The sequence below is a fragment of the Agrobacterium sp. LR_9 genome (assembly GCF_041954855.1).
Taxonomy (GTDB): domain Bacteria; phylum Pseudomonadota; class Alphaproteobacteria; order Rhizobiales; family Rhizobiaceae; genus Agrobacterium; species Agrobacterium leguminum.
Genome location: NZ_JAVAYA010000006.1, coordinates 75,931 through 93,138, shown reverse-complemented (window position 1 = coordinate 93,138; position 17,208 = coordinate 75,931). Strand labels below are relative to the sequence as shown.

The following is a 17,208-nucleotide window of genomic DNA, read 5'->3' as shown; positions in this document are numbered from 1 at the left end:
ACGATGCGACTTTATTTTCGCATAAAGTTTCGCAAATTCTGATGAAAAAATAATCCATCGATTAATCCTGAGCATTTTGCTCACGAACAAAATCGTTAAATTATTGATTTAATTATACAATAGTATCGTCTGTCAGGCGTGTCCCGTTACTGCCATCCTCGCGAAAGGCCGCAAACTGACGCGGCTCGATGGCTTGCAACCCAGAAACCTGCACAACAAATCACCGTCGCCGATCACGAATGCACAATTAATGAATTCACACGAAAATTCGTTTTTATGTGATTATGAACTTACGAAAATGAACAAATCAAAAATAAATAAATATAATCAGTCCTTTGACAGTTTATCCGGAATATGGAAGGCGCAATTGGCACACCAATTGCAACTGCTGTTTCCATGACCCAAAGCGAACTCAAAATTGCCGATCGACCACACCTCCGCCTGAGACCGACAAGCGCGACGCCCTCGGCCATGCAGGCGCAACCCAAGGGGACATTCATGTCGCAGACCTCGAATGCAGCAGAAGGCAAGCAGCTTAGCGTTCGTGGCCTGACCCATAGCTACGGCGGACAGAATGCGATCAGCAACATCTCTTTCGAGATAGAAGCCGGTGAGATCGTTGCGCTACTGGGCCCGAGCGGCTGCGGCAAATCCACGGTGCTGCGCGCTATCGCAGGGCTGATCCAGCCGAAAAGCGGCGTGATCCAGCTCGGTGGCGAGGACCTTGCCAATGTTTCGGCGCGTGCGCGCGGTATCGGCATGGTCTTCCAGAACTATGCGCTGTTTCCACACCTGACGGTCGCCGAAAACATCGCCTATCCGCTGGCTTGCCAGAAGGTTGGGCGCTCCGAGCGGCGCGAACGGGTCGAGGAGATGCTCTCGCTCGTACAGTTGAAAGGGTTTGGTCATCGGCTGCCACGTGAGCTCTCCGGTGGTCAGCAGCAACGCGTCGCGGTGGCCCGTGCCATTGCCGGACGGCCTTCGCTTCTGCTTCTCGACGAACCGTTCGGTGCCTTGGACCGTGCACTGCGTTTCGACCTGCAGGTTGAGCTTCTCCATCTGCAGAAGACGCTTGGCATCACCACGCTGATCGTCACGCACGACCAGGAGGAGGCGCAGAGCCTCGCTGGACGCTTGGTGCTAATGAACAAGGGCAATGTCGAGCAGATTGATACGCCGATGGCCGTTTATGACCGGCCGAGGACCCTCTTCGTCAATACCTTCATCGGTCAGGCCAATGTGTTGCATGGAACGGTGGACCGCGTGGAGACGGAAGCAACCACGATCTCGCTGGCAAATGGCACGGCCTTCGTCCTCCCGCGTCGTCTGAATTTCACCACCGGCTCCAAGGTCACGATCACCTTCCGACCCGAAGATGTGCGTCTCTGCGCCACGCCGAGCGCCTCGGCCCTGCCGGCGCGACTGACCGTGTCAGTGCCGCTTGGGCCTACCCTTGTCCATGATCTCCTTCTCGAAGACGGGACAAACCTTCGTTCCTCGGAGGTCCGCGGGCCTTCGACCTTCATTCCCGAGCCGGGAGCACAGCTCTTTGCCGAGATAGACACCATGAGGTGTCACGCCTTTCCGAGCGAACCGGAAGCATTCCGTGAATAACAACAACAGAGGTGAACAGATGCAAGACTTCGACATCACAAGACGCCGTTTCGGACTGCTTGCCGCCGGTGCGGCCGTGGCAGCGACCGTTCCTTTCGCAGCCCGTGCGGCTGGTGGCACGGCGATTGCCGCGACCTTCCCAGGCAATTGGGAAGACGGCTATCGCACGGTGCTGACGCCGCTCGTGAAGGAGGCCGGTTTCGATCTGACCGTCGCCCCGGCAATGGCACAGGACCAACTCGCCAAGGTCATGGCAAGCCCCGGCAACCCGCCTTACGACACGCTTCTGATGTCACCCGGTCAGATGGCCATCGCCGTCGAGAACGACCTCATCCAGAAGATCGACCCGTCGAAGCTCAAAAATTGGGGAATGCTCGATCCGGCCTTCCAGGGCGAATATGGCCCAACCGTCACGGTCGAGGTCAACGGCATTGCCTATAACCCCGATCTCGTCCCGGCGCCGAAGGGCTACCGCGATCTCTTTGAAAACCCGGCTTACAAAGGGCTTGTATCGTGGACCGGCTTCGCCTCCAACACGGGCGTGATGGCCTACACCGAAATCGCCAAGATTTACGGCTCGGGTCCAACCGACATGGATGCCGTCTTCAAGCTGTTCAAGGAACACCCGGAGCAAATCAAGGGCGTAGTGGCCAGCACGAACCACCAGATGACGCTGTTCCAGCAGGGTGAAATTGCAGTCTTCATGTGCTCGACCGGCAATGTCGCGAAGTTGAAGGCGATGGGGCTGAAGGCCGAATTCGTTCAGCCGGAAACGGGTTCGCCCGCAGTGCCAGTCAACATTCATTTGACCAAGGGCGCCAAGAACGTTGACGCGGCCTATGCCTATATGGATGCCGCGATTTCCAAGGCCGCGCAGGACAAGCTGAAGATGCCGCCGCAGGAAATGTTCCCGACGAACAGGCAGGTCGAGCTGACGCCGGGCATCGAGGCCTATGTGAAGCGCGAGCAGCTTGCCTCTCTCGTTTATCCTGACTGGGCTGCCATCAACAAGAACCGGCCGGAATGGATCCGCCAGTTCGACGCCCTCGTCGCCGGTTGAGGTAGCACCATGAAAGCGAGCGGCTTCCCCTACGTTATCCCGATGCTTCTGCTGTCGGTGGCGTTCTTCGCGACGCCGCTCGCCGTCCTTGTCGGGTTCAGCTTCATTGGACCCGACGGCCTGTCCCTGCACAATTACGGGCGCTTTCTTGGCGATGCGTTCAACTATCGCGTTCTCGTCAACACCGCCAAGCTCGGGATACAGACCATCGTCACCACGACGCTGCTCGGTGTGCCGATCGCGCTGTTCTACTGGCACAGCGGCAAGACCGCACGCCAGATCATCATTTTCCTGACGCTGATCCCGATGTTGACCAGCAATGTGGTTCGGACCTTTGCCTGGATCGTCATTCTCGGGCGGCAGGGACCGATCAGCGAGACATTCGTGGCGCTTGGGCTGACTGACCGTCCCTTCACGCTCATGTCGACGGAACTCGGCTTGGTGATGGCCATGTGCCAGATCGACCTGCCTCTGATCATCCTTCCGCTGGTGGCGATCCTGTCGCGCATCCCAGTCACCTATACCGAGGCTGCGCAGGTTTCGGGCGCGGGGCCGTGGCGCATTCTCGTCACGGTCCTGTTGCCGATGATGCTGCCTGGACTTCTGGCGGGCTGGATTCTCGTCTTTGCCAGCACCAGTGCTTCCTTTGTCACCCAGGCGGTGATTGGCGGCGCGCGCAACGTCTATGTGCCGCAATTGATCTATCGAGAGGTCGGCACGCTGTTCGACTGGCCGATGGCGTCTGCCATCGCCGTCGTGCTCCTCATGTCGACCGGCATTCTTCTCGTCGGCATGACCATGATTTCCCGTCACCGGAGGCTTGTCGGCCATGCCTAGAAAATCCGAAAACCCGGTCCCCGCCATTCTCTACAAGGCATTCGTCTTCGGTTTTGGTGGCCTGAGCCTGATCTATCTTGTAGCCCCGATCGTCATCGCGATCACCATGTCGTTCACGTCCGGGCAGACGCTCAAATACCCCCCGGAAGGGTTCTCGCTGCGCTGGTATGAGGCGTTGCTCGATCCTATCCGCTCCGGGACGGAGCATATTGCCGCCGGCAACTCGCTGAAGATCGCAGGCCTTGCCGTTCTCGGCTCGCTTCTCTTCGCCGTGCCCGCCACGATCGGCATGGCTCGGCTGCAGCGTCGGTCGGTCAACACGATCGAGCCGTTGCTTCTCGCCCCGCTGGTCTTGCCGAGCCTCGTTTATGGTCTGGCGGCGCTGATCGTCGCCAATTTCGTTGGCTTGCAGCCTTCGCTCTGGCTGACGGTCGTCGGCCATGTGGTGGTTTTCGGGCCTTTGATGTACCGCGCCGCCTCGGTCGTCGCACAAGGTATCAATCCCTCGCTGGCGGAAGCGTCGACAGTGATGGGAGCCACATGGTTCACGACGCTGAGGCGCGTGATCCTGCCCTTGCTGACACCCGGCATTCTCGCCGGCGCATTCCTCGTCTTCATCCAGTCGCTCGACAATGTTTCCGTCTCGCTTTTCCTTGCCGATGCACAGACGACAGTGCTGCCGCTCAGGATGTTTGCGCTGATCGAGGAGTCGCTCGACGTGCGCGTTGCGGCAATGTCCGGCCTGCTGATCGGCCTGACGCTGGTGGTGATGCTGGTGGCAAGGCGGGTGCTGGCGCCTACGCGACAGGCCTGACGAACAAGAACAATATTGGAAGGAATAGCCCATGAACATGACCGCCACCAGAACAGGAGCCTATCGCATCGGCTCGCTGCTCGCCGACTTTCAGCCGGATTTTGATTTCGCAGCGCCCTTGCCCTTACCCGTCGAGGAATTCGAGGAACGTCTGCGGCGTATCCGCCGCCAGGCGGTGGAGGCTGGGCATGACGCCCTGATTGTCCACACGGGTGGTGTGGGCTGGTTTCACACGTCGAACCACTATCTGCGCTATATCTGCGACTGGATGCGCGAAGGCGTGCTGATCATTCCGACGGATGCCGACAAACCGATGGTGCTTTTGTCCTTCTTTACCCAGTCCGTCCTCCTGCCACCGGGAGGCGAGCCGGTTCTTGTTGAGGACATCTGGCAGATTGGCCCGATTGGGCGGGAATATGCTGACCGTCCGGGCGACAGCGTCATCAAGACCGCCGAAAAATGTGCCGAACTGCTGGCAGGCATGGGGCTATCGAAAGCGCAGATCGGCCGCATTGGCGACCGCACCTCGCTCACCTTCTGGGCAGGCCTCGACGCATTGATGCCAGGCGTGAAATTCGTTGCCGACAATGCCATTCTCGACCGCATGCAAAAGGTCCGCTCGCCACGCGAGATCGAGATGTTTCGGGCGGCCGCCCAATTGGTCAGCATCGCCACTCAGGCGGCCTATCACGTAGCGAAACCCGGCGTGACCGACCACGAGATCTACGCGGCCTTCACCCAGGCGCAGCTTTCCTTCGGCGGTGAGACCGGTGACGGTTACCAGATCGGCATCAACGAATTTGGCACCCATTGCGGCAAGCCCTATGGCCATGTCGTGCGACCGGGAGACCTGATCAATCTCTATGTCTCCAACGTCACCTATCGGGGTTACACCGCTCAGACTGCAAGGATGATCGCCGTTGGCGAGATCACCAGGCGCCAGGAAGAGGTGCTCGCCGCCTGTACCGAAGGTGTCAAGCGGGCGGAAAAGCTGATCCGCCCCGGTGCCCTGATGCGCGACGTGAACAATGCGGCCTTCGAGCCCATGATCGAGCGCGGCATGCTGGCGTCGCCGGAAGCCCGGACCATGCCTTACAACTGGGCACCGATGGATGACGGCAGCGCGAGGCTTATCCCGCGCCAATATGTCAAGAACATCGACTGGGAGGCGCAGGGCCGCACGCTCATGCATGTCTATCCGGCGACACATGGCCCGCATAACCCCAATCTCGGCCATTCGGTCGGCATGGCCGGCGGCCAGAACAGCTTCAATATATCCTCCCATAACTACGATCTGATGGAGGAGGGAATGATCTTCGTGCTCCACACACAGTGGCTTGAGCCACTGTCGGCCGGCTGCAATGTCGGTGACATGTATGTCGTGACCAAGAACGGGTTCGAAAACCTGTCGCGCCACACTCCGCTTGAAACCCACCGCATTGCTGCCGAGGCCTGAGATGACCGATACGACCCGAGCGCACACCCATTTCGATTTCTCCAGGCTCACCGAGCGCGAGCGCTACAAGATCCTGATCGGCACCGTTATCCCGCGCCCGATCGCGCTTGTAACAACCGTCGACAGAGACGGTCGCCCCAATGCCGGGCCGTTCAGCTTCTTCAATGTGCTGACCCATGATCCGGCAATCGTTGCGATCGGCGTGGAAAATTACGCCGACATGCGCTTCAAGGATACGGCCCGCAACATCCGCGAGACCGGTGAATTCACCGTGCATATCTGCGACAACGCACTCGTGGACCAGATGGAGATCTGCGCCATCAAATTTGGTCCTGGCATCAACGAGATGGAAGAGGCGGGTCTCGAAACCGTGCCGGGCGAGATGGTGTGCAGCCCACGCATTCTCGCAGCACCCGCAGCACTTGAGTGCCGTCGCCACACCACCTTGCAGGTAGGTCCCGCCCGCGAGATCATCCTCGGTGAAGTCGTCGGCGTCTTCGTGCGCAGCGGCGCCGTCAACACATCCAACCTGCATATCGACCAGCAAATGATAGACGCCGTTGGCCGCATGGGCGGGCATACCTATACCCGCACCCGCGACCAGTTCGACATCAAGACGCTGAGTCCGCAAGAATGGGAGAGCCGGAAGATTTGTAAGACCGACGCGGCTGAGTAAAGGCGCGGATCAGGAAGCGGCAGCCCCAATCGCGGATTGCGACCTCGAGAACGTGGCTAAGGATCGCAAGCTCTCGAACAGTCGTAGATGGAGCTACGTTCTGAAGCCGCTCGTCACGGAACGACGCAATGTCCTGCTGGCTCAGGCCAACCATCGTCCGGTAGGCGAGATCATGGCGGCGCAAAACGTCGATGCGCTGTATCTCTTGGACGGCCCCGCGTTTCAGGGGCGACACTTCTCGCTGATATCGTTCGAGCAACTGCCCGAGCGCGGCGCTTTCGAGTATTTTTGTGTCCGGTGCAGTTCCGCACCTATCAACCTGTGCTTCGAGGTCGCGTGCCCACTTTTCGGCTTCGAGTTTGGTGACGAAGCTCTTGCAGCGGGGCTTCATACCGCGCCTTCGCACTTGTGCTTGGCAGCGCCCTCTGAGTTTCCGATTGTCGCCACCGTGATCTCCAACATTCATTGTCGATCACGCGTACCGAGCCGCTTGGAGTTGACCGCGAAACCTCTACACTCTTAGCAAAAGTTTTCACTACGCTTTGGTCCAAGGGCCTCACGAAGCGCGATATTGCGAATGATATTAATCTACCATGGGAAGAGATCGAATCGCTTGTTTTTGGGCTGACCGGGTCTTCTCTGGTGCGGCCCACAGAGGGTAACCTATCCGTTGTAAGTCAAAAGCGCTAACGCACACCGGCGGGCGCTCATCTCGAATGCCTAGCCGGGCCTGCAATGTTCAGTCCAACCTACAGCATCATTGGCGCAGTGCCGACAATGTGGCCCTACCGCTCGAAATGAGGCGTGTCACAAATTAAGTGAATACAACTAATCTAACATTGAGAGAGAAACCTTGTCACCCAAGGCAAATTATGGCGGAGAGGGTGGGATTCGAACCCACGATACCCTTGCAGGTATGCCGCATTTCGAGTGCGGTGCATTCGACCACTCTGCCACCTCTCCGCATGCGCGAACGCTTGCGTTGCGCGCTTCTCTTAAACATCAATGGCCGGGCTGACAAGGGGAATTTCGTGTTTGTGTCACAAATTATTCGTCATGGGTGAGGCTGGGGAAATGCATCGGCTTCTGGCTGTTTTCGCCGATATTTTTAAGATAACGCGCACTATCCGCAGGGGTGCGCGTCACATTCGATAGCAGCGTCAGATCCGTTGATAACGCCGCAAGATTTCCAGGATTTTTTCATCCTGCTCTTTATCCGGCAGAAGGGCCGGTTGGCGGCTGGCGCCGACGGATGGGTCCTGGAGATAAAGTGAGCGTTTAACCATGGCCGGTGCGAAGCCGAGGGCGTAGAGATCGGTGCGAAAGTCGGCGTAGATTGCCTGCTGGCGTTCGGCCTCGGTGATATCACCGGCGTTGAAAGCATTGAGAATGCCGGCGAGCACATCCGGCAGCGCGTTGCCGAGGCCGGAAATGCAGCCTGCCGCCCCGTTCTGCAACGACCAGAGAACGAGGTGATCCGGGCCGGAATAAACCTCGAAGCCGGGCATCTCCTTTGCCACCTGAAGATAGGCTTCGAGCGTCTGCTGAGCGCCGCCGGAATCCTTGATGCCGGCAATATTGCCATGGGCAGCAAGTTTGCGGGCGGTTTCCGGCTCTATGTGGTTCTGGGTGCGGGCGGGAATGTCATAGAGATAGACCGGCGTTTCAACGGCGTCAGCCACGGTGGAGAAATGGCGGATCAGGCCATCCTGCGTGCAGGCGATGAAGAAGGGCGTGATGACGGCGATACCGTCGACGCCGATGCGGTCGAAGGCTTTGGCAAGTTGCAGGGTTTCGAATGTGGCGGGCATACCCGCATTCACGATCACCTTGGCACGGCCGGCAACTTCGTCCACCACCTCTTCCGTCAGCCGGATTTTTTCCGCATGCGTCAGCGCGGTAAAATCGCCATTTGTGCCGGCACACATGATGTTGTTGCCGGCCGCCACCTGGCGGCGCACCTGCGCACGGGTTGCCTCATAGTTGATGGTTTCGTCCTCGTTGAAACAGGTGACGAGCGCGACGAAAGCTTGCTTGCTCATGAAAGAACTCCGCTTGAATTTCCGATGGCGTCACCGGCAACGGCCGGATGACGCTGAGATTGCATATCGGGGTCGGGATCGAGGCTCGCGGATAGAAGGGCACGGGTATAGGCCTCGCGCGGCGCTTCGAAAACCTGCCGAACCGTGCCGAACTCCACCACCTCTCCACGCTGCATGACCATGACGTGATCGGCAAAATCCCGAACCACCGGCAAATCATGCGCAATGAAGATGAAGGAGAGGCCCATTTCGCGGCGCAGCTTGTCCAGCAGTGCGATAACCTGCGCCTGAACCGAAACATCGAGCGCCGAGACCGCCTCGTCGCAGATGATGAGCTTCGGTTCCAGCGCCAATGCGCGGGCAATCGCGATCCTCTGCCGCTGACCGCCGGAGAACTGATGCGGATAACGGCGCATATGTTCCGGCGAGAGACCCACCTGATGCAGCAATTCGGCGACCCGCTCACGCCATCTTGCCCTGGGCAAGATCTCCGGATGGATGACCCAGGCCTCGGAAATCAGCTGAAACACCGTCATGCGCGGATTGAGCGACTGGGTGGGATCCTGAAACACCATCTGCAAATCGCGCCGGAGCGCGAAGAGTTCGGCAGGCGGAAGCTTGAAGAGGTCGCGACCCTTCCACAAGGCGCTGCCCGCATCCGGCTCGTCAAGGCGAAGTAGAATACGCGCCAACGTCGATTTGCCGGAACCGCTTTCGCCGACGACCGCGATGGTTTCGCCTTCCATGAGGTCGAAGGAAATGCCCTTCAGCGCCTCGAAGGCGCCGTAACGCTTGCGCACATCACGCACGCTGAGCAGCGCTTCGCCCGTCGCCTGCGACTCGTGCATGTCGCCCCTGCCGGGTGCTGCACTGATGAGCTTGCGGGTATAGGGATGCTGCGGATTGCGATAAACCTCGCGCACCGTGCCGGCCTCGACCAGAACACCCTTTTCCATCACCACCACCCGGTCGGCGATTTCGGCAACGACGCCGAGATCATGGGTGATGATGAGCACGGCCATGCCGGTTTCCCGCTGCAATTCCTTGAGCAGCGAAAGCACCTCGGCCTGCACCGTCACGTCAAGCGCGGTGGTCGGTTCATCCGCGATCAGGAGATCGGGCCGAAGAGCCAGCGCCATGGCGATCATGACGCGCTGGCGCTGGCCACCCGAAAATTCATGCGGATATTTCTTCAAGGCCCCGTCCGGGTCGGGAATGCCGACGCGGGCGACAAGCCGCCTCGCCTCCGCTTCGGCCTTTGCCTTGTCCATGCCGTGGGTGGTCATCGCCTCACGGATCTGCCAGCCGACGGTATAGACCGGATTGAGATGGCTGAGCGGGTCCTGAAAGATCATGGCGATACGCCGGCCGTTGATCTCGCGGCGCGCTTCGGCCGGCATGGTCAGTAGGTCCTGACCGTCAAGCAATATCTGGCCGCTGCTGATATGTCCGGGCGGCATGTCGATGAGGTTCATGATAGCCGAGGACGATACCGACTTGCCCGAGCCGCTTTCGCCGAGGATGGCCAGCGTTTCGCCACGGTCGAGATGGTAGGAGACATCCTTTACCGCATGGACGACACCGCTTGCGGTGTGGAACTCCACGGAAAGGTTGCGCACGTCGAGAAGATGGTCAGCCATGCTTGCTGCCTTTCATTTCCAGCCGCCAGCGCTGCACGGGATCAAGCGCGATGCGCAGCCAGTTGGAAAGCAGGTTGAGCGACAGGGTGGTGAGGATGATGGCAAGCCCCGGCCAGAAGGACAGCCACCAGGCATTGGTGAGATATTGCCGCCCCTGCGAAATCATCAGGCCCCAGGTGATTTCCGGCGGCTGAATGCCGATGCCAAGGAAGGACAGCGCGCTTTCCGCCAGCATCACATAGGCGAAATCGAGCGTGGCGAGCGTCGTCAGCGTCGGCAACACGACGGGCAGGATGTGGCGGAACAGGATGCGTTTGCCCGATGCGCCCATGACCCTTGCCGCCTGCACGAACATGCGTTCGCGCACCTCCAGCACCTCTGCCCGCGTGGTGCGGATGTAAACGGGAATGCGGGTGATGGCGAGAACCAGCATCAGGTTGAGAATGGAGGAACCGAGCAGATAAAGCACGATGACCGCGATCAAGAGCGACGGGAACGACATGATCACATCCGCAAGCCGCATGATGATCTGGCCGACACGGTTGGAGGAAAAACCGGCGATCAACCCGAGCACGGTGCCGGTGATGGCGGAAAGAAGCACCGCGCCGGCGGCGATCATCATCGTGTTTTGCGTGGCGGCGACAATGCGCGCGAGAAGCGAGCGGCCGAGCGCATCCGCCCCCAGCCAGAAATACCACTCGCGCTGCCAGTCGAACGGGGCGAGGTTGCGCCCGCGCAGGTTCTGTTTCGTCGCCAGATCGCCAAGCCAGGCAGGGCCGACAAAAGCGAGGATAACAACGATGATGAGGAAGATCGCGGCGCAGAGCGCGAATTTATCCGCCCACAACATGCGCAGCATGCGTCTTGCGAAGGACGGCTCGGCGATGATTTCGGTGTCGGCGCTGGAAAGGCTCATGGCTGAACGGCCTCCTCAGTGCCGGATACGCGGATCGAGGAGCGCATAGGCGATATCGATCAGAAGATTCATCAGGAAGATCGCCAGCGCGGTCACGAGAATGGCAGCGAGCACGACGTTGAAATCGCGCTGCAGAATGGAATCGATCATCAGCTTGCCGACACCGGGAAAACCGAAAATGGTTTCGACGATGACAGCACCATTGAGAAGGCTTGCTGCCTGGTCGCCAATCACGGTGATGACCGGCAGCATGGCGTTTCGCAAAGCGTGAATGAAGATGATCGGACCCGATTTCACGCCCTTGGCGCGCGCCGTTTTGACATAGGCCGAGGACAAAGCGCCGATCATCGAGCCGCGCACTACCTGCACGATAATGCCGAAGGGGCGCACAAACAGGACCGCAATCGGCAATATCCAGTGCAGCACGGAGCCCGTTCCCGACGTGGGCAGCCAGGCGAGATTGACCGAGAATACGACGATAGCGACAATCGCCAGCCAGAAATCCGGCACGGATGCACCGATGAGCGAGATGCTCGAGGCCATGCGGTCGAAGAAGCCGCCGGATCGGAAAGCCGCAAGCGAACCGATGACGATGGCGGCGGTGGTAACGAGCGACATGGTGATGACCGCGAGCCACAGCGTCCAGACGAAAGCCTCCAGCACCACATCCAGCGCTGGGCGGGCTTTTCTGAGCGATTCTCCGAGATCCCCAGTCATTACATCGCCCGCATAACGCAAAAACTGCACCATCAGCGGATCATTCAGCCCGTGCAACGCCCGGAACTGCTGCTTCAACTCTTCCGAAGCCTCCACCGGCAGAAACAGTGCGGCCGGGTCCCCCGTCAGGCGCGACAGGAAAAAAACCATGACGATGAGGCCGATCAGGGAGATCAGGCTTGCAACGGAACGTTTTCGGATGAAGCTCAGCATGGTTGCCTCCGGTTTTTCAATGCGGCGACGAAGCTTTCGCCGCGCCGCCGCTTCTCAATTGACAAGACGCGGGGTCTTATTTGATGCCGATTTCCGAAAGCTGCAGCATCGAGTTGGTGGCGATGGTGGGCTTGAAGTCCAGCCGTTCCGAGACGCGGGAGAAGCCAACCATGTGGAACAGCAGCACATCCGCCACCACATCGTCATGCAGATAAGCGATCAGTTCCGACCAGAGCTTGGCGCGTTCGTCACCCACGGCTGCGGACGCACGTTCGATCAGATCGTCCACCTTCTTGTCCGAGAAGCCGGACTGCGTGCCCTTGGTGGCATATTTGAAGAACATGGTGAAGGACGGGTCGCCCTTTGAGTTGTCGTGCATGGCGGCGACGATCTGCGGTCCGCGGCCTTCCTTGAAGGGCTTGGAGTAATAGCTTTCGTGCTCGGCCACTTCCACGAATTTCAGGTCGATCTTGAAGCCGACATCCTGCAATTGCTGCTGGATCGCTTCCATGATCTCGGTGACGTTGGGGAAATTCGCGGTACGCGCGATGATGGTGATCGGCGTATCCACCTTCACACCGGCAGCCTTGGCTTCCTCGAGCAGCTTTTTTGCGCCCTCGGGGTCATAGGGGAAGACCTTGACGTCGGGGTTCCAGCCAAGCGTGGTCGGCGGAACGAGAGCGGTGGCCAGCACGGCACCTTCCGGAACCAGCGTGCCGAGGAAGGCCTGCCGGTCGATGGCAAGGTTGAGTGCGCGGCGCACCCGCACATCGTTCAGCGGCGCAATATTGTGATCGAGACGCATATAGACCGTCTCGCTGTCGAGATAGGAGAAGTCGGTCTTCGTATTGGTAGCGTCGAGCTGCGAAATGGAAGGTGAAAGATCGGCTTCGCCGGTCTGCACCATGGCGGCGCGAACCGAAGGATCGGCGCGGAAAAGATAGGTCGCTTCCGTCACCTGCGGCTTGGCGCCCCAATAATCGTCGCGTGCGGTGAGGACAATCTGTTGGCCCGGCGTCCAGTTGGTCAGCTTGTAAGGCCCGGTGCCGACAGGCTCGCGGATGAATTCCATCTTGGTTTCTTCGGGAACGATGGTGACGAGCGACATGAGGAGCGGCAGAATGGGCTGCGCCGGGTCGGTCTTGAAGTCTATCGTGTGGTCATCGACGATAGACGGGGTCACCGTCATGCCGCCGAAATAACGGCGGGACTCGCAGGCGTTCTTGTCGCTCATGATGCGTTCGAAGCTGTGCTTGACGTCCTTGGCATCGAATGCCGTGCCGTCGGAAAACTTCACGCCTTCACGCAGGTGGAAACGCCAGCTTCCATCGGCATTCTGCTCCCACTTCTCGGCGAGGCGCGGCTGAACGCCCTTATTGCCGCGAACATCGAGCTCGGTCAGCGTCTCGCTGACATTTTCCATGATGATGCGGCCGATATTGGAGCGGGTGGCCATGCAGGGCTCCAGCAGGTCCGCCTCTTCCGCCAGCACGATCTTGATCGGCCCCGATTCCGCGAGCGCCGGCGAAACCGCGGCGCTGAGGGAACCCAAGACAAGGGCGCCCGCAATCAATGACTTCTTCATTCCGTTCTCCTCCCAGATTCAGAAATTCAGCAACATGGCGGCGCGCCGCAAGGGGCATCTGAAAATCCCCATCTCCTGCATTGAGGAGCATGGCTTGCGGATGATTGTCTCCTCCACCCGTAAACAGAGCATCGACGTTATCGCATTTTTTGTCAATTTATTTTTCGAAGGCAATTTTTATTCAAACCAAATTCATTATTTTTTTTATTTAAAAACAAAGATTTAGTTCAGAAATCCAAAAACGATTGATCCTCTTTTTTCATCAAATAAACTTGACAACTTTTTTAATATGTCATTTTCATCGGAACAAGAGGAGACCACGATGACCCCTGATGACATCGCTCAAGCCATGACCGGAGCCATCCATGCCGTGTCGGAAGACCGGCAGGAAGCGTTCCTGCCGTCACCCATGATCCAGAACCATGCGAGCTTCCTGCACCTTCTGGATGACGGCACCCTGCTCTGCGCATGGTTCGGCGGCACGCTGGAAGGAAAATCGGATATTTCGATTTTCGCATCCGTGCTGACAGCGGGTGCAACCCGCTGGGGACCGCCGCAGCGCCTGAGCCACGACCCCGCTCATTCCGAACAGAACCCGGTCCTCTTCACTGCGCCAGATGGCGTTCTCTGGCTGTTTCACACAGCCCAGCCCTCCGGCAATCAGGATGAATGCCGCATTCGCATGGCGCGCATCCACCGAGACGCGACTGCACCGGAAAAGCTTATTTCCGAGGAAGGCCGTTTTCTCGATCTCCCGCAGGGCTGTTTCATCCGCGCACCGCTGCGCATCCGCGATGACGGCGCTTGGCTGCTGCCGATCTTCCGCTGCGTCCAGCGCCCCGGCCAGAAATGGAACGGCAGCCATGATACGGCAGCGCTCGGCATATCCACGGACAATGGCGCGACTTGGCAATTGCAGGAGCTGGAGGAATCGACCGGCTGCGTGCATATGAGCCCGGTCGCGGTGACGGACGGGCGCTACGCCGCCTTCTTCCGCCGCCGTCAGGCCGATTTCGTCTATCGCACCGAAAGCACCGATGGCGGCCGCTCGTGGTCAAAGCCAAAGCCGACCGATGTGCCCAACAATAATTCCTCCATTGCCGTGATCAGTCTCAACGATGGCAGGCTGGCTATGATCTGCAACCCCGTCAACGCCGCGCAGTCGAGCGACCGCCGCGCCTCGCTTTATGACGAGCTGGGAGAGGAAGACGACAGGCCGGATGCCGATCCGAGCGGCGGCTGTGTACCGGTCTGGGGCGTGCCGCGCGCGCCGGTTTCTATCTGCCTGTCCGACGATGACGGGCGCAGTTTTACCACCCGGATACTGATCGAAGACGGACCGGGCACCTGCCTTTCGAACGATTCGACCGATGGGCGCAATCTGGAAATGTCCTATCCGTGGCTTCTGGAAGCGCCGGACGGTACGCTGCATGCGAGCTACACCTATCATCGCCGCGCAATCAAATATGTCCGGCTGGCGCCCGGCTGGGCTGACGAGAACGACGGGAGACAAAAATGAGCAACATCATTGGCATCACTATGGGCGACCCCTGCGGCGTCGGCCCCGAGATCACGGTGCGGGCGCTCGCCGAAATGTCCGCCCCGGATCGTGCGGCGACGCGGATTTACGGCAACCTCGCCACGCTGGAAGCGGCGCGGGATGCGCTCGGTGTTGATATCGATCTCACTCAATATGTGGTCGACCTGCCTGTGGAAGGCGCGCCGCTGCCTTGGGGTACATTGTCGCCAGTGGCCGGAGACTCCGCGTTCCGTTTCATCGAAAAGGCCGTTCGCGATGCCGAAGCGGGCGCAATCGGCTGCATCGTCACCGCGCCGATCAACAAGGAAGCCCTGAATCTCGCCGGTCATCATTATGACGGGCACACCGGCATGTTGCGAAGCCTCACCGGCTCCTCGGCCGCCTATATGCTGCTCGCCTCCGAACGGTTGAAGGTCATTCACGTTTCCACCCATGTTTCCCTGCAGGAGGCCATTCGCCGGGCGACGACGGAGCGGGTGCTGGCAACCATCCGAGCCGGCAACGCGCATCTGAAGCGCATCGGCTACGAGCGGCCGCGCATCGCGGTTGCCGGCATCAACCCGCATTGCGGTGAAAACGGCCTGTTCGGCACCGAAGATGACGACCGGATTGCGCCAGCGGTCGCTGCCGCCCGCGCCGAAGGCATCGAGGTGCAGGGGCCGATTTCCGCCGATACCGTGTTCCACCGGGCCTATTCCGGCGCTTTCGATCTCGTCGTCGCGCAATATCACGATCAAGGCCATATCCCGATCAAGCTTGTCGCCTTCGACACCGCCGTCAATGTCTCTGTCGATCTGCCGATAGACCGTACCTCCGTCGATCACGGCACGGCTTTCGATATCGCCGGCAAGGGCATCGCCAATCACGGCAACATGAATGCGGCCATCGCCTATGCGCGCAAGCTGGTGGCGGGCAAGGAACGGAAGGAATGAGCACCATGTCGACAGCTCCCATTCTCCTCCACCAGCCAAGACGGCTCGCCGTCGGCGCCGGCACCATTTCACAGATCGGCACCTGGGCGGGAAAAACCGCATCGACCCTGATTATCGCCACACCGCTGACGGCGAAATTTGCCGAACGGCTGCAATTGCAGGGCCCTTTCACGATCTTCGACGCCATTCCCGGCGAGCCGGACACAACAACGCTGGAAGCCGCCCTTGCCGCAGCACGCGCTGCCAGGCCAGATCTCGTCATCGGCCTCGGCGGCGGTTCGGTAATGGATGTGGCGAAGCTGGTCGCTGCTCTCTGGAATTCCAACCAGTCGCTTGAAGACGTGGCCGGGCCGAACAGGGTTGCCGGGCGCGACACACGGCTGGTGCAGATCGCCACCACTGCCGGCACCGGCTCGGAAGCCGGCATCCGTTCGCTCATCACAGACCCGGTGAAAGGCAACAAGATCGCGGTCGAAAGCCCTTATCTGATCGCGGATTTCGCCGTGCTCGATCCGGAACTCACCTATTCCGTCCCATCAGCCGTTACGGCGGCAACCGGGGTGGATGCCATGGCCCATTGCGTCGAAGCCTTCACCAACCGCAAGGCCCATCCGATGATCGACGGTTTCGCGCGCATGGGCTTTGCACTGGTCGGTAAATATCTGGCGCGCGCCGTTCGCGACGGTGCGGATACCGAAGCGCGGGAAGGCATGATGCTCGCCTCCTATTATGGCGGCATCTGCCTCGGCCCCGTCAATACGGCGGCCGGCCACGCCATCGCCTATCCGCTCGGCACGCTTCTCAACCTGCCGCACGGGCTGGCAAACGCCATCGTGTTTCCGCACGTTCTGGCCTTCAACCAGCCTGCGGTTTCGGCGAAGACGGCGGAAGTGGCGGGAGCGCTCGGGCTTCGCGAGCACCTTTCGCCGGACGATCTGCGCAAGGCGGCAACGGATTTCTGTGCCGGGCTCGGCATCGAAATGTCACTCGCACGGCATGGCGCGACTGAGGCCGATCTTCCCCGATATGCCGAGGATGCGCATGCCATCCGTCGGCTAATGGACAATAATCCCGTCGATATGAGCGTCGAGGACGTGCTCGGCATTTACCGCCACGCCTTCTAAGCAAAAATCCGGTGCGCGGACGCGCATCGGTCTTCGGCCGCC

Annotated in this window: 14 protein-coding genes, 1 tRNA gene and 1 pseudogene; 9 read left to right on the top strand and 7 right to left on the bottom strand. The window is 59.7% G+C overall.

The window, feature by feature from the left end; translation table 11 throughout:
• Positions 1-396 precede the first annotated feature (396 nt).
• The 6 genes from RAC79_RS09575 to RAC79_RS09550 are packed head-to-tail and all read left to right on the top strand — an operon-like array spanning position 397 to position 6,457.
• Positions 397-1,614, top strand: a complete 1,218-nt coding sequence (locus tag RAC79_RS09575) for an ABC transporter ATP-binding protein (protein ID WP_374996988.1) — start codon at positions 397-399, stop codon at positions 1,612-1,614.
• Positions 1,615-1,633: 19 nt separating this feature from the next.
• Positions 1,634-2,674 carry an extracellular solute-binding protein gene (locus RAC79_RS09570; RefSeq protein WP_142845388.1) on the top strand — a complete coding sequence of 347 codons (1,041 nt, stop codon included), beginning with the start codon at positions 1,634-1,636 and terminating at the stop codon, positions 2,672-2,674.
• A 9-nt stretch (positions 2,675-2,683) separates the two neighbouring features.
• Positions 2,684-3,511 (top strand): ABC transporter permease, encoded by an 828-nt coding sequence (locus RAC79_RS09565; RefSeq protein WP_142845389.1) that lies wholly within the window; start codon positions 2,684-2,686, stop codon positions 3,509-3,511.
• On the top strand, positions 3,504-4,325 hold the full coding sequence (locus RAC79_RS09560) for an ABC transporter permease (RefSeq protein ID WP_142845390.1): 822 nt from the start codon (positions 3,504-3,506) through the stop codon (positions 4,323-4,325). The genes RAC79_RS09565 and RAC79_RS09560 overlap by 8 nt, the downstream gene beginning before the upstream one ends.
• 31 nt (positions 4,326-4,356) lie before the next feature.
• On the top strand, positions 4,357-5,781 hold the full coding sequence (locus RAC79_RS09555; RefSeq protein WP_174040089.1) for a Xaa-Pro peptidase family protein: 1,425 nt from the start codon (positions 4,357-4,359) through the stop codon (positions 5,779-5,781).
• Position 5,782: 1 nt separating this feature from the next.
• Entirely contained in the window at positions 5,783-6,457 is a 675-nt protein-coding gene (locus RAC79_RS09550) for a flavin reductase family protein (protein ID WP_174040090.1), read from the top strand.
• A 22-nt stretch (positions 6,458-6,479) separates the two neighbouring features.
• Here RAC79_RS09550 and RAC79_RS09545 read toward each other — a convergent pair.
• The 7 genes and pseudogenes from RAC79_RS09545 to RAC79_RS09515 all read right to left on the bottom strand — a co-directional run.
• Positions 6,480-6,923 (bottom strand): annotated as a pseudogene (locus RAC79_RS09545) (site-specific integrase); the annotation flags it as partial.
• A 407-nt stretch (positions 6,924-7,330) separates the two neighbouring features.
• Positions 7,331-7,420, bottom strand: a tRNA-Ser gene (locus RAC79_RS09540).
• A 197-nt stretch (positions 7,421-7,617) separates the two neighbouring features.
• Positions 7,618-8,499 (bottom strand): dihydrodipicolinate synthase family protein, encoded by an 882-nt coding sequence (locus tag RAC79_RS09535; protein WP_174040091.1) that lies wholly within the window; start codon positions 8,497-8,499, stop codon positions 7,618-7,620.
• Positions 8,496-10,139: an ABC transporter ATP-binding protein gene (locus tag RAC79_RS09530; protein ID WP_374996987.1), complete on the bottom strand. Its 1,644-nt coding sequence runs from the start codon at positions 10,137-10,139 to the stop codon at positions 8,496-8,498. The genes RAC79_RS09535 and RAC79_RS09530 overlap by 4 nt, the downstream gene beginning before the upstream one ends.
• Positions 10,132-11,055 (bottom strand): ABC transporter permease, encoded by a 924-nt coding sequence (locus RAC79_RS09525; protein ID WP_065656588.1) that lies wholly within the window; start codon positions 11,053-11,055, stop codon positions 10,132-10,134. The genes RAC79_RS09530 and RAC79_RS09525 overlap by 8 nt, the downstream gene beginning before the upstream one ends.
• A gap of 15 nt (positions 11,056-11,070) precedes the next feature.
• On the bottom strand, positions 11,071-11,985 hold the full coding sequence (locus RAC79_RS09520) for an ABC transporter permease (RefSeq protein WP_035262398.1): 915 nt from the start codon (positions 11,983-11,985) through the stop codon (positions 11,071-11,073).
• Between the two features lie 76 nt (positions 11,986-12,061).
• Entirely contained in the window at positions 12,062-13,570 is a 1,509-nt protein-coding gene (locus RAC79_RS09515) for an ABC transporter substrate-binding protein (protein ID WP_174040093.1), read from the bottom strand.
• A gap of 322 nt (positions 13,571-13,892) precedes the next feature.
• On the opposite strand from RAC79_RS09515, the gene RAC79_RS09510 reads away from it, so the two are divergent.
• The 3 genes from RAC79_RS09510 to RAC79_RS09500 are packed head-to-tail and all read left to right on the top strand — an operon-like array spanning position 13,893 to position 17,166.
• Entirely contained in the window at positions 13,893-15,089 is a 1,197-nt protein-coding gene (locus tag RAC79_RS09510) for an exo-alpha-sialidase (RefSeq protein ID WP_174040094.1), read from the top strand.
• The gene (gene pdxA / locus RAC79_RS09505; protein ID WP_078052116.1) at positions 15,086-16,042 is read left to right on the top strand and encodes a 4-hydroxythreonine-4-phosphate dehydrogenase PdxA; all 957 of its coding nucleotides are present in this window, start codon (positions 15,086-15,088) and stop codon (positions 16,040-16,042) included. Before RAC79_RS09510 ends, pdxA begins: the two co-directional genes overlap by 4 nt.
• The gene (locus RAC79_RS09500) at positions 16,039-17,166 is read left to right on the top strand and encodes an iron-containing alcohol dehydrogenase (protein WP_174040095.1); all 1,128 of its coding nucleotides are present in this window, start codon (positions 16,039-16,041) and stop codon (positions 17,164-17,166) included. The genes pdxA and RAC79_RS09500 overlap by 4 nt, the downstream gene beginning before the upstream one ends.
• Positions 17,167-17,208 lie beyond the last annotated feature (42 nt).